Raw genomic sequence first — 22806 nt, forward strand, 5'->3', positions numbered from 1 at the left:
GCCGTTGTCCCAGCGAAAGAGCCCTCTGCGACTCCGGAGGTCGTGTGGCGTAACGCGGACGCGCCCGTGCCAAACCCTGCCGGATCACAAAGCGCTTCGGAGCAAGTCACGCGAGTGACCACTTCGACAGATCAGTCTCTGCAAGAGCAATTCATTCGGCTCAAGTCGGAGCTGGTCTTGCTCTCCGTCAGCGTGACTGATCAACTGGGGCGCTTCATCACAGGGCTGAAACCGGATCACTTCACCGTCTACGAGGACAATGTCCCGCAACAGGTCAAGTTCTTCAGCACCGACGACATCCCGATCAGCGTGGGGCTGATTCTGGACATCTCCGGCAGCATGAAGAACAAGATCGCTCGCTTGCGTGAGGCCGTGCGCCGCTTCATCGAGTGGAGCAACCCGCAGGACGAGTTCTTCGCCATCGCCTTCAACAAGCAGGTGATGCTGCTGGCGGACTTCACCGACGGCGAGGTCCTGCTCACGTATCTGCCGTTCCTTCGCGCACAAGGTCGAACGGCGCTCTTCGATGCTGTCTATGAAGGCGTGCTGAAGCTGCGTCATGCCCGGCACGGCAAGCGCGTGCTCTTGGTCATCAGCGATGGACAGGACAATAGCTCGCGATACAGTTACGGCGCGCTCTCCCGCCTGCTGAAGGAATCCGATGTGCAGATCTATACGATCGGGACGCCCGATCCAACGCTCTACAACACTTATTTCGAGCAGCAAGGGATCGCGATCTTGCAGCAGCTCTCGAAGCTGACCGGAGGCCGTCATTTCACCGTCATGGGGGCGTCGCTGCTGGAAGCCGTCTGCGCGACGATCGCCCGCGAATTGCGCCAGCAGTACAATATCGGGTACATCTCCACGAACACGAGCCGCGATGGGAAGTGGCGACGCATCAAGATCGAGGTCGCTCGTGATGGGAACAAGAAGTTCAAGGTCCATGCTCGGCGCGGCTATTACGCCCCGGTGGGCCAGCCATAAACGCCATGGCTCTCCGGCAAGGAGGGAAGGCGATCATCCGGCATCGAATCGTCTGCAGCGCGTGGCTCGTAATGGCGATCGGAGTCCTGGGTCCCTCGGGAGGGGGTAAGGACCCTCAGGGGGACCTATGGGGACTCCGAGCGAAGGCGGCTGCGTCTCGTTCACAAACTCATCCCTCGGTTCCCCGTCCAGCCGTCTTCGAGCAACGCCTCGCCGTTTCCTCGCTCAGTGAATTCAAGGTCGAGAACCCACGCGGCCGCATCCTCATCCGCGATGGCCCTCCTGATCAACTCGTGCTTCGCATCGAGAGCAATCTCCCGATCGCGGAAGAGATGGTGCGCCTCAAAGTGGAGAAGAATCGCGCGAGCCTTCGTACGATGACCCGTCACGAGGAGCAAACGCTCGATGTCTATCTGACGGTCCCACCTGGTCTGCGGCTGCAAGCGAAAACGGAAGATGGAACCGTACAGGTACATGGCCGCCCGCGCGCGGTGCGCGTGGAGACGCTCAGCGGTGACGTCATCCTTGGAATCCCGGTCGAGGATCTCAAAGCGGAATTGGTATGGACTGAAGGTTATGTGCGCTATGCGGGTCCTCCGCTGCCGCGCATCGAGCAACCGGTTCTCCCTCGCTCATCGACGCAGAGTGTTGCGCCTCCTCCAGCGGTCCTTGCGGGAAAGATCGGCCAAGGCCGCCTCGCTGTTCACGTCCGCACGCTCAACGGATGGGTGGAACTCGGGCCGCCCACAGCTTCGGACCGCGTCATCATGGGTTTGGTCCCCCCACAACCGATGACGCGTGCCGCCCGCGTCTTAGCCGAAAATCGGTGGAGCGTCCTGGGCGAAGCCCTGCGCAGGTTGGAGCCGCGCTTGGCCCGTATCGTCGAGATGGGAGGTCCGGTGCCCTGGCCAGCAGCTTCGGCTGAGGAAGAAGATGCCATCCGATTAGAAGCCCCGCTGGTGAACTTGCTGCTGAGCGTCACCGATGCTGAAGGCAAGGTCCTCAGCGGACTCACGACGAGCGATTTCACCGTCTTTGAAGATGGCCTCCAGCAGGAAGTTCGCCATTTCGCTGTCGAGACGAGCCCCTTCAACCTCGTCCTCCTGCTGGATGTGAGCGGAAGCACGCGGGGACAGTTCGAGGCGATTCGACAAGCCGCTCGTCGCTTCCTTGAGTTGATGCGTCCGGAGGACAAGGTGGCCCTGCTCCTTTTCGCGCGAGATGTGGAGGTCGTCGCTGCGCTCACCTCCGATCGCGATCAGGTCAAGCGCGCGCTCGACACGGTCGTCCCACCGCTTGGGAGCACGGCGCTTTACGATGCCATCGGCTATGCGCTCGCGGAAGTGCTCGGCCCGGTTCGCGGCCAACGCAATGCGCTCGTCGTCCTCACGGATGGACGGGATAGCTCGTTCGCGTATCAAGGCACCCCCTTGTGGAACGATCCCCTGCGGCGTCCCGGCTCCTTCCTCCGATTCGAGGATCTCGTGCTTGGCGTTCTGCAGTCGGATGCCCTGATCTATCCCATCATGTTCGAGAACGAAGCGGAGCTGGCGGCGGCGCTCAGCGAGTCCGGGCGCGAGCAAGTGCGCGTGGGCACGCGCGTCGCCGAAGAGCAGTTGCGCCGGTTGGCCGATCTCTCCGGCGGGCGCTTCTACCGCGTCCGAAGTTTGGATCAACTCGAGGGCGTCTACGAGCAAATCGCGGCGGATCTGCGCACGATTTACAGTCTCGCCTACATGCCGACGCGCGTCGAACGGGACGGGAGTTGGCGACAAATCGAAGTTCGCGTCGCTCGTCGCGGGGCGCGAGTGCGCACGCGCCCGGGATACTTCGCGCGCTGAAGCCCGTTTCAGAGGGGCTCGAAGCGCGCGGTGAAATGGCGCAAGAACGGCGCTTGCCACACGATGCGATAGCCGCGGATCGTCTCGCGCCGTTTGTAGACCTCCAGGATCGCCTCGATCACGTAGTCAATGTGACTCTGCGTGTAGACGCGGCGAGGGATCGCCAACCGCACCAGCTCCATCGGTGCCGGGATCTCCTCCCCCGTCTTCGGATCAGGCTTGCCGAACATGACCGAGCCGATCTCGACCGAGCGAATCCCGGCCTCACGATAGAGCTCGACAGCGAGCGCTTGCGCGGGATATTGTGAGGGAGGAATGTGCGGGAGCATCGCCCCAGCATCAATGTAGATGGCGTGACCGCCCGGCGGCTGCACGATCGGAACGCCGGCCTCGGCGATGTGTCGCCCCAAGTAGCGCGTCGAAGCGAAACGATATTGCAGATAGTCCTCATCGAGGACCTCTTGCAACCCCACGGCAATCGCCTCCAGGTCGCGGCCGGCTAAACCCCCGTATGTGGGAAATCCCTCAGTCAGGATGAGCAAATCCTTCTCTTGCTGCGCCAGCCGATCGTCGTTCGTGCACAGGAATCCGCCGATGTTGGCCAGCCCATCTTTTTTCGCGGACATCGTGCAGCCATCCGCATAGGAGAACATCTCGCGGGCGATCTCTCGAACCGACTTCTCGGCATACCCTTCTTCGCGGAGCTTGATGAAATAGGCGTTCTCGGCGAAGCGGCAGGCGTCCAGATAGAGCGGAATGCCATACTCGGCGCAGATGGCTTTCACCTCGCGAATATTGGCCATGGAGACGGGCTGCCCCCCACCGGAATTGTTCGTCACCGTGAGCATGACCAGCGGGATGCGCTCCGGCCCGACGCGCCGAATCAGCGCGCGCAGCGCGTCCGTGTCCATGTTCCCCTTGAAGGGGTGATAGACCGAGGGCTTATAGAATTCGGGGATCGGCAGATCCACGGCCTCGGCTCCGACGTATTCGATATTCGCCCGCGTCGTGTCGAAATGCGTGTTGCTCGGCACGACGTGCCCGGGCCGACACATGATGGAGAAGAGGATGCGCTCAGCCGCCCGTCCCTGATGCGTGGGGATGACGTGCTTGAACCCAAAGATGTCGCGGACGACGGCCTCGAAACGATAAAAACTCGCGCTCCCGGCATACGACTCATCTCCTCGCATCATGGCCGCCCACTGCTCGGAGCTCATCGCCGCCGTGCCGCTGTCGGTCAAAAGGTCTATGATGACGTGCTCCGACTTGATCAAAAAGAGGTTGTAGCCGGCCTCACGCAAGTATTGCTCCCGCTCTTCGCGCGTCGTCATGCGGATGGGCTCGACGACCTTGATCCGAAATGGTTCAATGATGGTCTTCATAGGCACTCCTCGGGCGAAGGACACCCTCCAATGGGCTGAGGGTCCGAGCGGACGGCGCGTCACTCCTCGGACCCAATACGGCTCTTCAACATCTCCGTCGCTTCCGCGCGAGGGAGCTTCACGCTGGCGATGATGTTGCGCCCTTGCTGCGTGATGATCAAGCGCGAGAGAATGGCCACCGCTTGAGGATCCAATTTCCCCGCATTCAAGCGCGTGAGCAGGAGCAATCCGTTCAACTGACTGACGAGCTGAGCAGCTCCCGCCTCCGACGGCGAGACGATGATGAAGCGCAATTCGGTCGTCTCCGCGATGACGAGCTTCACGGTCACCGACTGAGCGCTCACAAGCGGCGTCAGAATACGCGCGCGACTCGCCTCCTCAACGATCATCAACGCGGCGGCATCCACCTGCGGGATACCCGAAGGCTCCACAAGCGCGATGTCCGCCAGCGTGCCATCCTTCTGCACGCGGAAGGAGACAGCGACGCTGATGTCCTGGAACGCGAGACGTCCCTCTTGCTTGGCGCGATAGATCTCGACGATAGCGTCGCGGATCGGCCCGATATTCAGCTTCCGCGCTTCGTCCTTGACCCGTTGCTCCAGTTCCTCCCACGTCTTCGGCAGATTGAGCGCGGCTTCGTTCGCTTGCGCCATCTGCTCCATGTGCTCGCGCAAGCGACGCTCCGCCTCCTGACGCCGTCGCCGTTCCTCGGCGCGGCGCTTCGCTTCCTCATCCGAGGACGAAACCAAGAGTCCGGGCGGATAGTAGAGCGGGGCCAGAAGAAGCGTGCGATCCGAGAGCCGTATTCCTTGCCAGCGCCCTGGCTCGCTCACGATGGCTAATCCTATCAAACTCCTCCAGGATGAGAGCGTGCGATATGAATCATAGAGGGTGTAGCCGAAGAGCGAGCCATGCAACAGGATGGTCAGCACGATGCCGATTCGCACGTATCGCCGATCCGGTCGGATGCGCTGTTCCAAAAGGCACGGGAACTCTCCCGGAACGCGCTCATTCGCGTGCGTTCGCCGGACATCAGCCGTGATCTCCCGAAGCTCCTTCATCTCCCCCACGGAGAGCCTCAGACCCGATCGGGTGCTATGTTCAGGCGTCGCCGCATCGCGGCCAACGTCGTTTCCCTCAAACGCAACAGCCGCGCCGCGCGGCGCTGATTCCCTCCAGTCCGTCGCAGTGCTTCCACGATCAGTCCCCGCTCGAACTCTTCCACCAGCTCGTAGAAGTCGATCCCCTCCTCTGGGAAGGGAACCTTGGGGACACGCGGCGCCGGACGTCCGATCGGTTCTGGCAAGTGTGCGATATCGATGGGTGGAGGGACCGTTCGACGCACAGCGACTTCCAGGACACGCTGCAGCTCATCCACGTTCTCCGGCCAGGCATAACGCACGAGCGCCTGAAGCGCTTCATCCGTCAGCGTGCGCTTCTCCTTCTGCTGTCGTTGGCAAATGCGCTCCACGAAGTAGTCCACGAAATAGGGAATGTCTTCCGGACGAGCGCGCAACGGCTCGATCCCCAAGTGAGCCTCTCGCACCAATTGATAGAGGTCCTCGACGAGCAACCCCTTGCGTCGCAACTGCTCCGGCGTCCATTGGCTGCCGAAGATGAAACGAGGTCCCGAAGCGGCGCCTTCCGCTTCAGCCGCCTGTTGCTCGTGAAGGAATGCCGCGAGGCGATATTGAAGCGGAAGGGGGACGAGCGACGCCTCCGTGATATAAACCGTCCCTGCGCCCAATAGCGACGTCACGCCACGACCGATCGGCTCGACCTCTCCTTCGATCCATCCCGAATCGCCGAAGAGCAACCCGGAGATTGCGCTCGCGGGGACATGCGCCGTGTCCACCAAGACGAATGGCGCCATCGCCCAGGGGCTGCTGTAATGCACCGTCTGCGCGAGCATCTGCTTGCCCACGCCCCGCTCTCCGGAGAGAAAGAGCGGATGCCGCATGCCCGCGAAAGTCCGAACGAACGTGCGACGCATCTCCGCCCCTCGACTGATCCCGATGATATTCTCGATCCGATATCGCGCGCGCAGCTCGTCGCTCAGGCGGGTCGCCGTCTCCTGCAAGGCCACCAATTCCAACCGATCGCGCACAGCTTGAAGCAGCTCCTCGGGATGGACCGGCTTGAGCACGTAGCGACCGAAGGTCATCCCCATGACCCACGCCCCTTGCTCCCGCATCCCCTCGGGAATGAGGGCAATGACCTTCTGCGGCTCGATCCGCGCGAGCGTTCCCCCAAGAGGCGAGAGATCCCGCTCCACATCCACAACCACGAGTTGGAACGTCTTGCTCTCGATGGGCAAGCTCTCCAACTGCAAGAAATCGGCCGTCGTCACCTGGCATCCGAGCCGCTCGATCACACGCCCGAGTTCGGCCTGACGGTTTGCCGTCCCGGCGACGACCAAGACCGACATCTCTCGGATCCGGCGCGAGGCCTCAACCGGCGCGATGCTCATGCATGTTCGTTCGTTCGACATCGTCATCCTCCTGCACTTCGATCTCCACTCGCTCATTACGCTTCGGCGGGAGAGCGAGTTGCAAAAGTGTTCCCGTGCGATGGTCCGCATCTTCGCACTATTAAGGGAATTTATCACGCGCCGGCCTTTTTGTAAAACTCGGTGAGCACATCGCTCAACCGCTCCGGAGTTTCGAGCATGGGGAAATGGGCCGGAGACGCCATCGTCACGAGCCGTCCGGCGTGAATCCGCTCGAAGAGCCAGCGCGCTGTCTCGACCGAGGACCAGCCGTCTTGGCGACAGGCCACCAGCAGAATAGGGCGCGCGCATTCGAAGAGGGCGGCGCAGAATCGGCGCAAAGTGATCTCCTCCGTCGCCGAGTGCACCATCTCCCAAGCAGCGCGCACGTCCACCTGCAGAAGATCTTCGGCGAGGATGCGTCGATACGCCTTCGGGAGCCGACCCAAGGCATATCCTCGAAAGAGGAGGGAGCGGACAAGCGGCACGGCGGCGAGCTGTCGCAACAGCAGCAGCAACTGCGCCGACGCGATGTATTTCTCCACGCGCGGAGAGAGCGTCGGTCCCAACATCGGATTGAGGAGCGTCAGCGTGCGCACATTCTGTGGATGGAGATGGAGAGATAACACCGCCGGGATCGCACCGAGTGCATGGGCGATCACATGCACCTCGCCCAGATCAAGCGCCGTGATCAACTCGTGTATGTCCTCGGCGTGAGCTTCAACGTCGTGAGCGGCCGTCTGCGCAAAGGATCGGCTACGCCCGATGCCGCGCGGATCGAACGCGACAACAGTATAGGAGCGCGCCAACTGATCGGCCAATGGTTCCCAATACCGATGGGAGAACGGCCAATCGTTGACGAGGACTAGCGGCGGTCCCGTCCCCACACGGCGGTAATACAGTTCGCCCTCAGGAATTCGAACGAACGGCATCTCTCGATCCCCTCGGCCGAGCGCCGGTGGCGAGCGCGCGCCCGATTCTCCCCACCCCCGCGAGGGCTCGTCATCCTCGAGCCTTTCATGAAGCGATAGCCGTTCGAATCGCCTTCATTCGATGGGCCGCTTGAAGGTGAACTTGACGTACCGGCTGATCGAGGTGATCTCGATGTTCTTTTGCGAGCGATGGACGACGAACCCATCCACGTACACGCCGACCAATTCCCACCCTTCCTCTCCCAGCTTATTCAATCCGGCATCCACGTTCTCGTCCACGAAGTCCTTTCCCGTCACGATGGCCCCGAGCTTTCTCAGCTCGCCCCAATCCAGCGTCTTATATTGCCACTTCCTCATCTCCCCCTCTCCTCCACTCTTCCCTGACCCGAGGCGCTCAAAGAGCCTCGCCGTCTTCACCAATGCTCACAAGGTGCGAGCGCGCACGCGCGCGGCGATGGCGCGTCCGACATCTTCGGTCGAGAGAGAGCCGCCGAGATCGCGCGTGACCTCACCCGCTTGGATCGTCGCGACGACAGCCCGCTCGATGGCGCGCGCCGCCTCTTCCGCCCCCACATAGTCCAACAGCATCGCCGCCGTGAGGATCGCGCCCATCGGATTGGCCACACCCTTTCCCGCCAACTCCGGCGCCGTCCCGTGCACCGGCTCGAAGAGCGAGATGCGCCCCGGGTGGATGTTCCCCGACGGCGCCAATCCTAAGCCACCGATGAGCGCTGCGCCGAGATCGCTCAGGATGTCCCCGAACATGTTCGTCGTCACGATCACATCGCAGGAAGCCGGATCTTGCACCATTCGTAGCGCCATCGCGTCCACGTATTGGTGCGTCGCCTCGATCTCGGGATAGCGCTCGGCCACTTCCCAAAACACGCGCTGCCACAACCCATGTCCATAGCGCAACACGTTCGATTTGTCCACGAGCGTGACGCGCCGTCGTCGCTGCCGCCGCGCATACTCGAAGGCCGCGACGATGATTCGCTCCGTTCCCCGCCGCGTCGTGATCTCCTCTTGAATGGCCACTTCCTCGAGCGTTCCCTTTTTGAACACGCCGCCGACGTCCACGTACGCGCCCTCGGTGTTCTCCCGCACGATGACGAAATCGATGTCGTCCGGCGTCCGCCCCTTGAGCGGCGTCAGGCGCTCATCCAGCAACTTCACCGGCCGTAAGTTCACAAACAGATCCAACTGCACGCGCAAGCCGAGCAAGATCTCCCGCGCGTGCCGATGGTCCGGAATGCGCGGATCGCCGAAGGCGCCCGCCAAGATTGCGTCATATTCCCGCTGGAGCATCTCGACGGCTCCTTCGGGCAATCCGATCCCTTCGCGCAGATACTTCTCCGCCCCCCAATCGAAATGCGTCATCTCCAGCGCGAGACCGTACGCTTCGGCCGCGGCCTCCAACACACGCACGGCCTCGCGCGTCACCTCGACGCCGATCCCATCCCCCGGAATGACGGCAATACGCGTGACCATCTCACCGTCTCCCCGATGTCGCGAGCGCGGCTTCGATGCGCGGCAGCGCCCGCAGCACCACATCACCCACGATCTTCAAACTCCGCGGGCTCACTTTTTCGAGCGTATCCTCGGCCGTATGCCAATACCGATTCCACAACCCATAGTTGAAGTCAATGAGGTCCACTGCCGGCACGCCCTTCTGCAAGAAGGGGACGTGGTCGTCGTCCACGAACGTCTCGCGATTCGTGAAATGTCGCTCGTAGCCGAGTTCTCGCGCTGTCTCCCAGAAGATGTCTTGAAGCCAACGGGTCGAGTATGCGTCGCGCACGATGTCCAAGTCTTTGTCGCCGATCATATCCAGCAAAATGAGCGCGCGAATTCGAGAGAGCTGCCCGCTCCGCTCCAGCTGCTCCACCATGTACCGGCTCCCATATTTGCCGTCCGTTGGCGACCACGAGACAAACGCCTCCTCCCCATCGAAGAAGACGAACCAGAACGTGTATCGTGGGGTCTCCGGTCGCGCGGCGAGCACGCGCGCCAGCTCCAGGAGCGCTCCCGTGCTGGATCCCCCGTCGTTCGCCCCCACGAAGGAGAAATCGGTGAAGAGCTTCGTATCGTAATGGCTAGCCAGGATGATCACATCTTCGCTCGCGCCGGCGCGCTCGGCGATGAGGTTGAACATGGTCTTCTCCCCAAGCGGCGTCTGCGCCCGAAATTCCTGCACTCGAACGTTCAAGCCGCAGGCCTTCAATTCGGCTACGATGTAAGCGCGCATGCGCGCGTGCGCCTCACTGCCGACAGGCCGCGGCCCCAATTCGACCAACCGGCGGACATGTTCGAACGCGCGCTCGCCGCTGAATTCCGTCGGAGCAGGCGTCGTCGCCGATCGTTCCTGGACCACTGTCGTGGAAGAGGAATTCGTCGAGCAGGCGGCCAGAGACACGATCACTGCGATCAAGAGTTGACGGGTTTTCATCACCTCACCTCGCTCGCGCTGAAAGTCGGCGCACCTTGCGACAAAACTCGCGCGGATCTACGCGATACTTGAACGCCTTGATCCCACCGATGAAGATGACGGGGATCTGCTCCCCGTATTGGCGACGCAGCTCTTCATCTCGTTCGATGTTGACGATCTCCAGATCGAACAGGTCAGCGCAGTCCACGGTCGCGAGGATGCGCTCAGCTTCCTCGCAGAGATGGCATCCTGGCTTGGTATACATAACCACACGTACCCGCTCGCCCATCGCCCCGCGCGCTCCCCATCGTGAGATGCTCGCCGCTATAATAACGAGTGGACGTGGAGAAATCAACGGGGGGCGCAAAAACGGCAATGGCCCGTGCGGGAGCGATCCTCCGCGCGCTTCGAAGGAGCGTCGCGCGAAGTTTCGTGCGGAATCAAGGACGCCTCGATGAGGAGATGACGGATCGTCCCGGGAATCGCGATCGCTCACCTCGACGTCGAAGGATCGCCCTGCTCGTCCTCATCCTGGCGGGAGCCGGAGGGCTTGTCTTCCGCGGCGCGCTCGCCGAACGGCGCGCGCCGAGTGAGCTGACGCCTCAGACGGCGCTCTTCTATCTCGAAGTGCGCGATCCCATACGCGTGCTCGAAGGCCTGCGCTCGACGCGCATTGTGAACGATCTCCGAATTGAGATCCCGCACGGGGGCGTGCTCTTCGAGAGGCTTCCGCGCGAGCTGTGGGAATGGGGATGGCTCGCGCGCTCGCCGATGGCCCTCGTCGTCACAGGGATGGACTGGGAGGGAGAGACCGTCCGACCTCATCTGGCGCTCCTCTGGACGACCACGCGCTCCGAAGACGCGCTCCGCCGATTCGCCGAGACGCACGCGCACACGCTCGCCAGCCGCGCCTACGGCACCTTCACCATCGAGCGCTCTTCTTACGAAGGGAAACCGATCGTCGGCTATCGGGCTCACGCCTCCGGGAACGGCTTCTTCTGGAGCGTGTGCGCGAAGACGCTCATCGTGGCGACGCACCCGGACGTTCTGCGCGCGATCATCGAGACCGCCCGAGGACGCCGCCCCTCGTTGGAAACGCACCCGCGATTGCACGCGCTCCGCCGCGCAGTCGAACACACGTCGAACGGATCTGCGTTCGGATGGAGAGAGCGCGAGCGTCAGAACATCCTCTGGGGATGGGCCAGTGGCGAAGCGCTCGCTCTCGGCGCACGCGCGATCACGGCTTCCCCCCTCCAGCAGGACCTCATGCGCGCTGTACTCAAAGCCCTCTCGTTCAATGTCGCGTTCGCCGTCGAATTCGACGGCGGCGAGGTCGTCACCCGATACATCCTCGACCTCGACGAGACGTGGGTGAAGCGCTACGATCCGATCCTGCGTCCGAACGCGTCGTCAGCGGAAGATGCGACGCTTCGCCTCATCCCGAGGCGGATTCGTCATTTCACCCTCTATCGGTGGACGGACGCTCGAGCGTTGACCACCGCGCTCGAAGAGACGCTCGGGGCCTCGCTTCCTGAACCGCTTCGCCTCATCCTCGCGGGGACGCTCGCTCGCATGCGCCAAGCACTCGGATGGGATCCAGAGGAGACGGTCGCCGATGCGCTCGGATCAACGCTCGCTGTCGTGGACACGGGCGATCCGACGCTGCTGCTGCTCATCTCCGCGCGAAACGCGCCGAAGCTCGCGGCATTGATCGGAAAACACTTCAAGCATATGGGAGCGCGCGTGCGCGAGACCTCCGTGCGCGGGATCTCCCTCTTCGCGTCTGAAGCGCATCCGGAGCGCGCGTTCGCCTTCCTCGACGGACACCTGCTCATCGGGCATCCGAAGCAGATCGAGCAGGTTCTCCTCGCGCGCGAGAGACGGGAGACCGTGGACGACGATTCGGCGCTGCGCGCGCGATTGACGGCGAGCGATGGATTCGAGATCACGGTGACCTTCGAACAGCAGGAGACGGTGCGCGCATTCCTGCGCGCCATCGAACGGATGGAACGCATGTCCTCGATGGCGATCCGCGCACAAGATGCGGAAGCCGCGTATCGGCTCGCCGCGCAGTGGCCGCCGAGCATTCGCGTCTCGTCGCTGCGCCCGGAAGGCCTGTGGAGTGAGAGTCGCTCGCTGCTCGGCCCGCTCGCGTTTCTCCTCCAGGTCATCGAGGAAGGGGAAGGATGAATCGGGCGTTCGACGAAATGACGGCGAGGTCGGCGATGTCAGCGCGAAGAATCTCGTGTGAAACGATGAGGTGACGCATGAACGGCATCGCGGGTATTCTCTTGCGTCGGCTCCTGCTCGTCATTCCGGTGGTTTGGGCTGTAGTGACGCTCGTCTTCCTGCTGCTGCATCTGGTGCCGGGGGATCCGGTCCTCGCCTTTCTCGGAGAGACGGCGACGCCCGAACAAGTGGCGGAGATGCGCCGTCGGTTCGGACTGGATCGGCCGCTGCTGGAGCAATACGCGAACTATTGGAAGCAGGTGCTGCAGGGCGATCTCGGCGTGACCTTTGTGGATCGGCGTCCTGTCGCCGAGAAGATCCTCTCTCGCTATCCGGCGACATTGCAATTGGCCGTCGCCGCTCTGCTCGTCGCCGTGCTCATCGCGATCCCGCTCGGCGTGACGGCAGCTCGCCATCACGGAGGGGTGCGCGACGCCGCGGCTTCCATAGTCGCGCTGTTGGGGATCGCACTACCGAACTTCGCCTTGGGTCCGCTGCTGATCCTCCTTTTCTCAGTGAAGCTCCAGCTCTTACCCCCTTCAGGCTTCGGCGATCCGGCGCATCTCGTCCTTCCGGCGTTCACGCTTGGAGCGGCTCTGGCGGCGATCCTCACCCGCTTAGTGCGCACGAGCGTCCTGGAGGAGTTACGCCAAGACTACGTGAAGACAGCTCGCGCCAAGGGCCTCGACGAGCGCACAGTGATCTATCGCCATGTCTTGCGCAATGGCCTCATCCCAGTCGTCACCATCGTGGGCTTGCAATTCGGCGTTTTGCTCGGCGGGGCGATCATCACCGAACGCATCTTCAATTGGCCGGGGATCGGTACGCTCACCATTGAAGCCATCGCCGCGCGCGATTATCCGCTCGTGCAAGGTTGTCTGCTCGTGATCTCGCTGACCTACATCTTCGTCAACACGGCGACCGACCTGCTGTACCGCGTGCTCGATCCTCGGATCAAGGTGGAATGAGCATGGGATGGACGGGGAAGATCGGATGGGTTCTGGTCACGGGGCTGCTCCTTGTGGCGCTCTGGGCGCCGCGCCTGGCCCCCCATGACATCCAAAAACAGGATTTGGCCGCTCGTTTGCAACCGCCTTCGCGGGCTCATCCGATGGGGCGAGACGAATTCGGACGCGATGTCCTCTCCCGATTGCTCTACGGCGCGCGCGTCTCCTTGCGCGTCGGCCTCATGGTCGTCGCCATCTGCGCGAGCGTGGGGACGATCATCGGAGCCATAGCGGGCTACTATGGCGGATGGACGGATCGGCTCATCTCGGGTTTCCTCTTCAACACGTTCCTGGCATTTCCCGGCATTTTGCTGGCCTTGGCGATGATCGCCTTCCTCGGCCCGAGCGTGAACCATTTGATCCTCGCGCTCTCGATCATCGGATGGGTGAGCTACGCGCGCCTCATTCGCGGCCAGGTCCTGAAGGTGAAGGAGTTGGACTTCGTCCAGGCCGCGCGCGCGATGGGCGCCGGCGATGCCCGCATCCTGCTCCGCCACATCCTGCCCAATGTCGTGCAACCGCTCATTGTGCAGGCGACGCTCGGCGTAGCTGGCGCCGTGCTCGCCGAAGCGAGCTTGAGTTTCCTCGGTCTCGGCGTCCAAGAGCCGATGCCCAGTTGGGGGAAAATGCTTGATTCCGGACGCGCGTATTTGACGACGGCCCCTCATTTGGTCCTTTTCCCCGGATTGGCCATCGCCGTGACTGTGCTCGCGTTCAACCTCGCGGGCGATGGGTTGAACGAATGGCTCAATCCGCAACGCTCGCGTCCTCCGTCGTGAGCGATGCGGCGCGCGAAGGGAGGGAGGTCATGGGCTCGCTGATCTTCGACGCGATGTCCGCACTGACGCCGTCGCCGAAGGCGCGGTCTTCGTCTCCCAACGCGATCGCGGGACGGTGCATCCAAGCAAACGGCGCATCACGCTCCGCGAGCGACCCTGAGAGGGGACCTCGGGAGGACGGAAAAGGAGGCCGCACGATGAAGAACCGAGGTGCCGCACTCATGGCGTGGGTCCTTCTCCTCCTGCTGCTTGGTCCTTCGGCAAGTCTCTCTCGTCAATCGGGGCGCCAGGTGGCTGTTCCCACCGTGGAAAAAGCGTTCGATTTTCCAATCGGGGGGAAAGCGCGCGTGGAGAATCTCTCCGGGGGCATCTCTGTGCAGACGTGGTCTCGACCGCGCGTGGAAATGGAGGTGCGTCCCGCGTCCGGTGCCCGCGCTTTTCGCGCCTCGCTGGTATCGCTGAACGTCTCGTCAGAGACCTTCACGTGCGCGATCCCTTCCGTCCCTCAGCTTCGCCTCGATGTGCGGCTGCGCGTGCCGGATGGAACGCTCCTAGAGCTGAAGTCCGCCGATGGAGCGATTGAGGTCTCCGGCGAGCCCGGAACGACGACGATCGAAACGCTCGGGGGGAACATCACGCTGCGCTTGCCGATTAATTTCGATGCGGAGATCACTCTGCTCGCCGCGCAAGGATCCATCCAATCGGAGCTTCCCATCCTCATCAAAGGAAAGTTCGACGCCCATGCCGTCGAAGGCCGAGTGGGGCGCGGCGGGCGCTCGCTGATGGTGAAGACGACGCGCGGCGACATTCGCCTGCTGGCGCTCTCCCCGACGATGTCTCCACCGCCTTCTCTAGCGCGCGCCGAATCGCCACCGCCGACTCCTCCGCGCGAACTGCCCGACCGCGAAGCATCCTCATCTTCGCGCTCTCGCCCAAGCCTTCGCACGGATCCGATAGAAGAGTCTCCTCCGCCGCCACCGCGTCGAGCGCGCTCAGAGGATACGGGAGACGTTATCACGTTGGAAGCGCCGCTGGTCAACGTCAACGTGAGCGTGACCGATGAGCATGGGAAAGCGGTGAGCGATCTTCAAAAGCAAGATTTCATCGTCTACGAAGACGGCGTGGAGCAGCAGGTCACCCATTTCTCCCCAGTGACGGCGCCATTCGATCTCGCGTTGCTTCTGGATGTCAGCGGAAGTACCGAGTCGAAGCTGGGCGTCATCCGCCGCGCGGCGCAAGCCTTCGTGGACATGATCGGGCCAGAGGATCGCATGGCCATCTTCGCCTTCGCGCGCCGTGTCTATGAGATCGCGCCGTTCACGAATGATCGTCTTTTGCTCAAGCAACGGATTCAGACCATTCGGGGAGGAGGAGGAACGGCGTTCTACGATGCCCTGTGGCGCGTGCTCACTGAAGTGGAACAACGTCCTGGACGCCGCAAAGCCATCGTCGTCATGACCGATGGTGTGGACAATTCGATCCGCCAGCCTTGGCTCTATCCGACGGAGCACACGTTTGAAGAGCTGCTCGCGCGCGTTCAGGAATCGGACGTGCTCATCTATCCGATCTACCTGGACACGGAATACGAGATGGTCGTGCGGCAGCGGCGGGAGAGTCCGATGAGCTACGCCGTCGCTCGACGACAACTTCTGGCGCTCGCCGAGCACTCGGCTGGGACGCTCTATCGAGCGGATACGGTCGAGGACTTGGAAGGCGTCTACCAACGCATCGCCGACGAGCTGCGCACGATCTATAGCCTCGCTTATAGCCCGATCAATACCGCGCGCGACGGAAAATGGCGCACCATTCGCGTCAAGGTCCTGCGCCCCGGCGTCCGCGTGAAGGCCCGTCGAGGATACTACGCCCGATAAAGCTCTCTGAGGCGCGTTCGGCGTTCGGAACCGAAAGTCTCGAGCTGACGTAAAAGTGAACGGCGCACGTTTCGAACATAGCGAGCTTGCGCCAAAATATTCGCGACAGGAGGGACGCTCATGCGAAGGGCATATCGTGGGGGTAGCGCCGTACTTTTGAGCTTCTTGCTTTGGCTGAACGGATGGGGGGCGTGGGCCGTGGAGTTGCCACCGCTCATCCCCCGCGAAGTCCTCTTCGGAAATCCCGAGAAAGCCAGTCCGCAAATCTCCCCGGACGGGACGAAGCTTGCCTATTTGGCACCGCACAACGGCGTGCTCAACGTCTGGGTGCGAACCATTGGCAAACAGGATGATCAGGTCGTGACCTCGGACAAAAAGCGCGGTATTCGCGCGTATGTCTGGCAGGGGGATAGCGAGCACATCCTCTACATCCAAGATCGGGACGGCGATGAGAATTGGCATCTCTACCAGACGAACCTGAAGACGAAGACGACGCGCGACCTGACGCCATTCGAAGGCGTGCAAGCGCGGATCGTAGCGACCGATCCGCAGTTCCCCGATGAGATCCTCGTGGGATTGAATCTCCGCGATCGGCGATGGCACGATGTCTATCGCATCAATTTGAAGACTGGCGCCGTCGAGCTGGACACGGAGAACCCTGGAGATGTGATGGGATGGGCCGCGGACCATCGGTTGCAAGTGCGCGCGGCGGCCGCTTTCACTCCGGATGGAGGCATGCTCATTCGCGTGCGCGAGGATGCTAGATCACCTTGGCGCGAGCTGTTGCGATGGGGACCAGACGAGACTATGGGCCAAATCGCCGGATTCACGCCGGACGGCCGTGGCCTCTGGCTCGCCTCTAGTGTCGGCGCTAACGCCGCGCGATTGATCGAGGTGGATATCGCCACTGGGAAGATGACCGTCATCGCCGAAGATCCGCAGTACGATGTGAGCGAATGGCTGGTCCATCCGAAGACGCGACGCCTTGAGGCCGTGCAGTTCATCCGCGCCCGTCGAGAATGGCAGCTTTTGGATCCCTCGCTTCGCGCCGACTTCGATCTTCTTCGCAAGGAACGTGACGGCGATCTGAGCATCATCAGTCGAGACCGCGAGGACCGGATGTGGATCGTCGCCTACCTCATGGACGACGGCCCCGTCTATTACTACGCCTACGATCGTTCAGCGCGGCGACTCAGCATGCTCTTCAGCAACCGACCGGCGCTCGAGCAGTATCGCCTGGCGAAGATGCAGCCGATCTCGTTCACGGCTCGCGATGGAATGACCATCTACGGATATCTCACACTCCCGGTTGGCGTTCCGCCGAAAAATCTGCCGATGGTGCTGCTCGTACATGGCGGCCCGTGGGCGCGCGATGTGTGGGGATTCGATCCCATCGTTCAATGGCTCGCCAACCGTGGTTACGCTGTCCTGCAAGTCAACTTCCGCGGTTCGACCGGATACGGGAAGGCGTACTTGAATGCGGGCGATCGAGAGTGGGCCGGGAAGATGCACACCGATTTGATTGACGGCAAGAACTGGGCCGTGCAGCAAGGATACGCCGATCCCAAACGCGTGTGCATCATGGGCGGCAGCTATGGTGGCTATGCGACGCTCGTCGGCTTGACCTTCACGCCCGAAGAATTCGCTTGCGGCGTGGACATCGTCGGCCCCTCGAATCTCGTCACGCTCCTGCGCTCGATCCCGCCCTACTGGGCTCCCATAAAAGCGCTCTTCGACAAACGTCTGGGGAAAGTGGAGACCGACGAAGAGTTCCTGAAGTCGCGCTCACCACTGTTCCGAGCCGATCAGATCAAGGCGCCGCTGCTCATCGCCCACGGAGCGAATGATCCGCGCGTCAAAAAGGCGGAGAGCGATCAGATCGTGCAGACACTGCGGGCGAAGAACATCCCGGTCACCTATGTCGTCTATCCCGACGAAGGGCATGGATTCGCCCGTCCGGAGAATCGGCTCGACTTCTTCGGTCGCGCTGAGGAATTCCTGGCCAAACATCTGGGCGGACGCTTCGAGCCATGGCGCGAAGTCCCCGGTTCCTCAGCGCAGCTTCACTGAGAGAGCGCGCGGTGCTCTTCACCACATAGCTGGAGAGCGCCGCGCGCACACAATGCGGGAGAGTTAGCCATGAGACGACGAATCGTGATGAGTTGGACCGTTCTCCTTTCGCTTTTGCCTAGTCTCGCTGTCGGTCAACGCTCGCTCACCGAAGACGTGCGAGCCACGCGCGAGCGCGTGCGCGCCTATCGGTTCGCACACGAACGGGCGATCCTCGGCGAGCTGGTCGAATTCCTCTCCATCCCTAATGTCGCTTCGGATCGCGAGGCCATTCGTCGAAACGCCGAATTCTTAAAGAGGATGCTCGAGCGACGCGGCATTCGTGCGGAGATCCTTCAAGTGGGCGATGCTCCGCCAGCCGTCTACGGCGAACTCCTCGTCCCGAATGCGCGACGAACGATCGTCTTCTACGCGCATTTCGACGGTCAACCGGTAGATCCCTCGCAGTGGGCGAGCGATCCATGGAAACCCGTGCTCCGCGACCGACCTCTAGAGCACGGTGGACGCGAGATCCCATGGTCGGCGATCCCTACGCCCATCCCCGGCGAATGGCGTCTCTACGCGCGCTCGGCGAGCGATGACAAATCGCCTATTGTCGCGCTCCTCGTGGCTCTGGATGCCTTGCGCGCCGCAGCGATTCCCCTCTCAGTGAACCTCAAGTTCTTCTTCGAGGGAGAAGAAGAGGCGGGTTCGCCCCATTTGCGAGCGATCTTGCAAAAGTACGCCGATCGGCTGAAGGCCGATGCCTGGGTGCTCTGCGACGGGCCGGTCCATCAAACGCGCCGCCAACAAGTCTACTTCGGCGCGCGAGGAATTGTGGACCTGGAACTCACGGTGTACGGCCCCGTGCGCCCTTTGCACAGCGGACACTACGGGAATTGGGCGCCGAATCCTGCCGCCTTGCTCGCCCATCTTCTGGCCAGCATGCGCGATGAGAACGGGCGTATTCGCATCGCCGGATTCTACGATGACGTGCGCCCGCTCACTGAGAGCGAACGACGCGCGCTCGCTGAAACCCCCGACATAGAGGCTTCGCTTCGAGAAGAGCTAGGGCTCGGCTGGTCCGAAGGCGAAGGACGACGCTTAGTCGAACTCATCATGGCTCCCGCCCTCAACGTGCGAGGCCTTCGCGCCGGGCATGTAGGCGAGACAGCGCAAAACGCCATTCCCACTGAAGCGACGGCCTCCATTGATTTCCGCCTCGTGCCCGACCAAACACCCGAGAGCGTCCGTCGCCGCGTCGAAGAGCACATCCGCCAACAGGGCTTCACCATCGTTTCCGAAGAGCCGACGCTCGACCAACGGCGCCAGCATCCCCGAATCGCCCGGCTCGTCTGGGGATCCGGATACCCACCAGCGCGCACCTCGATGGATCTGCCTGTTTCTCGCGCCATTGTGCGCCTCATCGAGGAGACGGTCGGAGCACCTATCGTGAAGATGCCGACGCTCGGCGGAAGCATCCCCATGTATCTCTTCCAGGAATTGCTCCAGGTTCCCATCATCGGCGTGCCCATTGTCAACCACGACAACAATCAGCACGCGGCGAACGAGAACCTGCGCATACAAAACTTCTGGGATGGGATCGAACTCTATGCCGCGCTCTTCGCCCATCTCGGACGCGTTCTCGAGGACGAATGACGAAAAGGGGGACACGTGATTCTTGCAGCCGGAAAGTATTCGCCGATGCCCGTCAATTTCCCGCTCTTCTCAAGGGAACCCCACTGTGCCGTCTTTCAACACGCTGCATCGGCAGGTGCGAACGTTTTGTTCGACCAAGAGAAGGCATCGGCTTGCGTCCCTTTCCATCACCTTCCGCTTCGGGAACCAGGCCACCAACGTGGCAGAGTGTTTTTCCTACATCGGCTTCACATAAAAAGAATAGCCGCGACGAGGCCTCCGGCAAGGCTCGCGAAAAATATTCTGCGGAACCCCAGCCGTCGTCCTTCTGCACGGGCAAAGGCCCTATCTTACGGATAGAGGGTGAGCCCAGTACGAAAACGCCCAAGCCAAACGCATACGCTTTCGGCATGACGCGCTTGAGCGCGGCAATCGTCATGGCGGCTATCGCCCCACTGATTCGGAACGTTGACGAAGGACTTCTTCGGAACACCAAACCATCCCATAATTTTTCCCTCCACTGAGTGACTAAAATAGCGCCTAAGCTGCGAAAAGTGGCTTCCTCTTGGGCTCAGAGCAGGAAGAATCAAGTTATAACGAACCGATCTGCTCTTTCGCTCTTCATCCTGTTGCGCTCATGACCAATAGTCATGACAGTAAGGCTCCTATGATGCACGCTACGCCGGCACCAACGCAACCAGCCATTACGCATTTGAGAATTCCCGGTCCCGCGAGTACGTATCTCACAACGACTCCTGCACACACTGCTCCGGTGCACTTGACGATCCTCTGAGCTTCCTGAAGCGCCTGCGTACTCAAAGCAACTACTCCATAATTATCGTCATAAACAGGTACTCCCACTTCATCACCCCAAGAAAGCTCACCGTAGTCATAGATGATGTGTGCTTCTTCTACGCTCAGCTCCGTCCCCTCCTGCGCCTTGATGGAATACACCTTTGGCTTCCGCCCCTCCCGCATCCACGGCGCAGAGCTTTTGACCATGTAGCGATCCTGGCTTCACGAATACGACCTCTTGTCGGAATTCTCCTTGGAAGTGCTTCCAAAGGGACACGAAGCTCCTTTCATCCCTCGCCTAAAAATGCGCTTTCCCTCGCACTCCCCTATTCCACTTAAGGCGTCTCTACCCTCTGAGCGACTTGCATAGTGCTCGATCCGAGCGGAGCGAAAGGCCGCGAAATCAACTCTCGGATCGGAGGTGCTACTCCACCTCGAAGATGACAGCCCGCTGTATCTTTTGCTTTGACTTTGGATCCTCGACTGTCACGCGCAACTCGTAGAGGCCAGGCGGCACCTTGTCCAGCATCATTTGCTCGGCCACTTCCAGACCCTTTTTATTTCTCCCGATCATCCGCTGCGACACGGGCATCCACTCGCTTTGATAGATTCGATCCTGCCCATCAAAGATCTCGATCTGCATCTTCAAATCCTCTGGCGGTGCCGAGGCATTGTAAATCACCAGGTAGTAGACCAGGTTGTTTCCCTTCCTCACTCGCCTGAGGGATCGTCCCAGCACCGAATTCAGTTCGCTTGGGGGCAGCAGTTCTCTTCCTGATTCCCATTCGGCAAGAAAGAGGCTACTCAACGTCATTCGCTTCCGCTTTAAATCCGGGACTTCCACCCACGCCGTCGCCGTGCCGATTCGTTCGGTGCTGGGTTCGCGGATGCCGACGCGCACTTGATAGAGACCGGGCTTAAGCGCAACCCGATGCACGAAGTGATAAATGTTCTGCCCGGCTTGCTCTAAACGTTCCGGGCGCACAAGTATATTCACGTCGTAAGCGAGAGTCTTCACCGGCTTCCCCTGATTGTCGTAGATGACCGCGACCACCTCTATCTCGAACCGTGAGCGTCCGTTGTGCCTGACCGCATTGAGCGTGTTCCTATCCAGGTGAACGAGAAGTGAAACCTGCGCATTATCATCTTCGCCTTCTAAAAACCCGGCCGACGCCGCTACGCCGAGGCCAGCGAGCGGCAGCGGCGCGGCCACCGCTTGAAACAATCGCTGGCGCGGACTCTTGGGCGGCGGTTCTTTTTTCGTTGCTACCGGCAGATACCCTTTGGGTACGCGCACGCTATATTCGGGACGCCCCTTTACTCGAACGGTTATGCGCCGAAACTGAGTCTCTTTATTCGCAGGGGGATAGTACCCCAGCACGTAGTAAATGCGAGTGTCATCGAGCACCCTCTGCAATGCCATGTTCAGGTCATTTGTGTTGAAGAAGGCCAGTCCACCGGTGTCGCTCGCCAGCGCGTTCAGACCATTTTCCAGCTCCTCTTGTCCGTAACTTCGATCCGGCTCAAGCCCTCTCGCGGAGAGCGAGTAGATAGTTACGCCCGAGCGAACGGCGCGGCTGATCGCCCTGTTGATCTCCTCGGTCGCGGGACTTCCGCCAGGGCCCATAAGGGTAAACCCATCGGAGATGAGAACTATCATTCGTTGCCCCGGCATCTCCGCCATCTGTTCAGCGACGGCTTCGAGCGTCGAAAGCGCGGCTTTTCGCCTCCAAGCGGCTTCGCTCAAGATCATGCGCGCCCGGTTGCGAACGTACTCTGGGTCGGCAACTCTCTCTTCGGCTGCCACAATTCCACTCGCCAATTGCAGGGCCTGCCGATCGCCGCGATCAACCATCGCCGCCAGATAGGGCGTGTATTTGCTGCTGTACAGCCCTTGCCCCCAAAACGTGAGCCGATCTATGGCATAAAGCAGCAGGCGCCGATTTTGAGTGAAATTTCCGACGAGCCCCACTCCTCCGCCGCTCGCCACGACGGCGACCAGATCGCTCTCGCTGGTTTGCTCCAGAATGAACCTGCGGAGCGCCTGTCGAGCGCGCACCAAACTGGGGAACGAAAGATGAAGCGTATCCACAAACAGAACGATCACGCGCGTTGGGGGCGCGGCCGGGCGCAGACGGTCGGCTTCCGCCCTGCCTGATTCGATTGCTCTCGGGGACGTGCTCTCGATTCGTTCCACCGAAAAGAAGGCGATTTCCTGAGGGCGGCCATTCTCCAGCAGCTCGAAATCTTCTTTCTTAAGATCGCCGACGATCCGACCTCGCTCATCCGTGACAACGGCTCGCACTTCGATCAGCTCAGCTTTGAGACGCACCGCCTGCTCTTGCTCAGCCGATTTGGTTTGAACCGCCTCGGTCGAGGCCGGAAC

At 61.4% G+C, this 22806-nt stretch carries 18 protein-coding genes; 8 read left to right on the forward strand and 10 right to left on the reverse strand.

All coding sequences use genetic code 11. The features are described 5' to 3' along the window. Both NZ746_07215 and NZ746_07220 read left to right on the forward strand, forming a co-directional pair. The coding region (locus NZ746_07215; GenBank protein ID MCS6817153.1) for a VWA domain-containing protein at window positions 1-984 on the forward strand (984 nt) is incomplete at its 5' end. A 71-nt stretch (window positions 985-1055) separates the two neighbouring features. Beyond that, complete coding sequence (locus NZ746_07220) at window positions 1056-2825, forward strand: VWA domain-containing protein (protein ID MCS6817154.1); 1770 nt, start codon at window positions 1056-1058, stop codon at window positions 2823-2825. Window positions 2826-2833: 8 nt separating this feature from the next. Here the strand turns inward: NZ746_07220 and NZ746_07225 are convergent, their stop codons facing one another. The 8 genes from NZ746_07225 to NZ746_07260 form a co-directional block, all read right to left on the reverse strand. Beyond that, window positions 2834-4207: a tryptophanase gene (locus tag NZ746_07225; GenBank protein MCS6817155.1), complete on the reverse strand. Its 1374-nt coding sequence runs from the start codon at window positions 4205-4207 to the stop codon at window positions 2834-2836. A 59-nt stretch (window positions 4208-4266) separates the two neighbouring features. After that, window positions 4267-5277, reverse strand: coding sequence for an energy transducer TonB (locus tag NZ746_07230; protein MCS6817156.1), 1011 nt, complete (start codon window positions 5275-5277; stop codon window positions 4267-4269). An 8-nt stretch (window positions 5278-5285) separates the two neighbouring features. Then, a complete protein-coding gene (locus NZ746_07235; GenBank protein ID MCS6817157.1) occupies window positions 5286-6698 on the reverse strand; it encodes a sigma 54-interacting transcriptional regulator in 1413 nt (470 codons plus the stop codon). Window positions 6699-6811: 113 nt separating this feature from the next. Continuing rightward, window positions 6812-7627 carry an alpha/beta hydrolase gene (locus NZ746_07240; protein MCS6817158.1) on the reverse strand — a complete coding sequence of 272 codons (816 nt, stop codon included), beginning with the start codon at window positions 7625-7627 and terminating at the stop codon, window positions 6812-6814. A gap of 114 nt (window positions 7628-7741) precedes the next feature. Continuing rightward, entirely contained in the window at window positions 7742-7984 is a 243-nt protein-coding gene (locus NZ746_07245) for a hypothetical protein (protein ID MCS6817159.1), read from the reverse strand. A 66-nt stretch (window positions 7985-8050) separates the two neighbouring features. Beyond that, the gene (locus NZ746_07250) at window positions 8051-9115 is read right to left on the reverse strand and encodes a 3-isopropylmalate dehydrogenase (GenBank protein MCS6817160.1); all 1065 of its coding nucleotides are present in this window, start codon (window positions 9113-9115) and stop codon (window positions 8051-8053) included. A 1-nt stretch (window position 9116) separates the two neighbouring features. Then, the gene (locus NZ746_07255; protein MCS6817161.1) at window positions 9117-10073 is read right to left on the reverse strand and encodes a M28 family peptidase; all 957 of its coding nucleotides are present in this window, start codon (window positions 10071-10073) and stop codon (window positions 9117-9119) included. A gap of 4 nt (window positions 10074-10077) precedes the next feature. Continuing rightward, window positions 10078-10341, reverse strand: a complete 264-nt coding sequence (locus tag NZ746_07260) for a glutaredoxin family protein (GenBank protein MCS6817162.1) — start codon at window positions 10339-10341, stop codon at window positions 10078-10080. Window positions 10342-10514: 173 nt separating this feature from the next. On the opposite strand from NZ746_07260, the gene NZ746_07265 reads away from it, so the two are divergent. The 6 genes from NZ746_07265 (at window position 10515) to NZ746_07290 (ending at window position 19646) form a co-directional block, all read left to right on the forward strand. Further along, window positions 10515-12242, forward strand: a complete 1728-nt coding sequence (locus NZ746_07265) for a hypothetical protein (GenBank protein MCS6817163.1) — start codon at window positions 10515-10517, stop codon at window positions 12240-12242. 77 nt (window positions 12243-12319) lie between these two features. Next, complete coding sequence (locus NZ746_07270; protein MCS6817164.1) at window positions 12320-13249, forward strand: ABC transporter permease; 930 nt, start codon at window positions 12320-12322, stop codon at window positions 13247-13249. Further along, entirely contained in the window at window positions 13246-14067 is an 822-nt protein-coding gene (locus tag NZ746_07275) for an ABC transporter permease (protein MCS6817165.1), read from the forward strand. Before NZ746_07270 ends, NZ746_07275 begins: the two co-directional genes overlap by 4 nt. Before the next feature lie 197 nt (window positions 14068-14264). After that, window positions 14265-15938, forward strand: coding sequence for a VWA domain-containing protein (locus NZ746_07280; protein MCS6817166.1), 1674 nt, complete (start codon window positions 14265-14267; stop codon window positions 15936-15938). 120 nt (window positions 15939-16058) lie between these two features. Further along, window positions 16059-18008 (forward strand): S9 family peptidase, encoded by a 1950-nt coding sequence (locus tag NZ746_07285; GenBank protein MCS6817167.1) that lies wholly within the window; start codon window positions 16059-16061, stop codon window positions 18006-18008. 69 nt (window positions 18009-18077) lie between these two features. Continuing rightward, the gene (locus NZ746_07290) at window positions 18078-19646 is read left to right on the forward strand and encodes a M20/M25/M40 family metallo-hydrolase (GenBank protein MCS6817168.1); all 1569 of its coding nucleotides are present in this window, start codon (window positions 18078-18080) and stop codon (window positions 19644-19646) included. 52 nt (window positions 19647-19698) lie between these two features. Here NZ746_07290 and NZ746_07295 read toward each other — a convergent pair whose 3' ends face one another. Both NZ746_07295 and NZ746_07300 read right to left on the reverse strand, forming a co-directional pair. Next, window positions 19699-20064: a hypothetical protein gene (locus NZ746_07295; protein MCS6817169.1), complete on the reverse strand. Its 366-nt coding sequence runs from the start codon at window positions 20062-20064 to the stop codon at window positions 19699-19701. Window positions 20065-20844: 780 nt separating this feature from the next. Beyond that, the coding region (locus tag NZ746_07300) for a VWA domain-containing protein (GenBank protein MCS6817170.1) at window positions 20845-22806 on the reverse strand (1962 nt) is incomplete at its 5' end.

The organism is Blastocatellia bacterium (assembly GCA_025055075.1).
Classification (GTDB): Bacteria; Acidobacteriota; Blastocatellia; order HR10; family HR10; genus HR10.

Excerpts from the sequence above, each read along its gene's own strand:
- NZ746_07220 (MCS6817154.1), top strand. The coding sequence starts at position 1,056 with ATGGCGATCGGAGTCCTGGGTCCCTCGGGAGGGGGTAAGGACCCTCAG.
- NZ746_07225 (MCS6817155.1), bottom strand. The coding sequence starts at position 4,207 with ATGAAGACCATCATTGAACCATTTCGGATCAAGGTCGTCGAGCCCATC.
- NZ746_07235 (MCS6817157.1), bottom strand. The coding sequence starts at position 6,698 with ATGTCGAACGAACGAACATGCATGAGCATCGCGCCGGTTGAGGCCTCG.
- NZ746_07240 (MCS6817158.1), bottom strand. The coding sequence starts at position 7,627 with ATGCCGTTCGTTCGAATTCCTGAGGGCGAACTGTATTACCGCCGTGTG.
- NZ746_07245 (MCS6817159.1), bottom strand. The coding sequence starts at position 7,984 with ATGAGGAAGTGGCAATATAAGACGCTGGATTGGGGCGAGCTGAGAAAG.
- NZ746_07250 (MCS6817160.1), bottom strand. The coding sequence starts at position 9,115 with ATGGTCACGCGTATTGCCGTCATTCCGGGGGATGGGATCGGCGTCGAG.
- NZ746_07255 (MCS6817161.1), bottom strand. The coding sequence starts at position 10,073 with ATGAAAACCCGTCAACTCTTGATCGCAGTGATCGTGTCTCTGGCCGCC.
- NZ746_07260 (MCS6817162.1), bottom strand. The coding sequence starts at position 10,341 with ATGGGCGAGCGGGTACGTGTGGTTATGTATACCAAGCCAGGATGCCAT.
- NZ746_07265 (MCS6817163.1), top strand. The coding sequence starts at position 10,515 with ATGACGGATCGTCCCGGGAATCGCGATCGCTCACCTCGACGTCGAAGG.
- NZ746_07270 (MCS6817164.1), top strand. The coding sequence starts at position 12,320 with ATGAACGGCATCGCGGGTATTCTCTTGCGTCGGCTCCTGCTCGTCATT.
- NZ746_07275 (MCS6817165.1), top strand. The coding sequence starts at position 13,246 with ATGAGCATGGGATGGACGGGGAAGATCGGATGGGTTCTGGTCACGGGG.
- NZ746_07280 (MCS6817166.1), top strand. The coding sequence starts at position 14,265 with ATGAAGAACCGAGGTGCCGCACTCATGGCGTGGGTCCTTCTCCTCCTG.
- NZ746_07285 (MCS6817167.1), top strand. The coding sequence starts at position 16,059 with ATGCGAAGGGCATATCGTGGGGGTAGCGCCGTACTTTTGAGCTTCTTG.
- NZ746_07290 (MCS6817168.1), top strand. The coding sequence starts at position 18,078 with ATGAGACGACGAATCGTGATGAGTTGGACCGTTCTCCTTTCGCTTTTG.
- NZ746_07295 (MCS6817169.1), bottom strand. The coding sequence starts at position 20,064 with ATGACGATTGCCGCGCTCAAGCGCGTCATGCCGAAAGCGTATGCGTTT.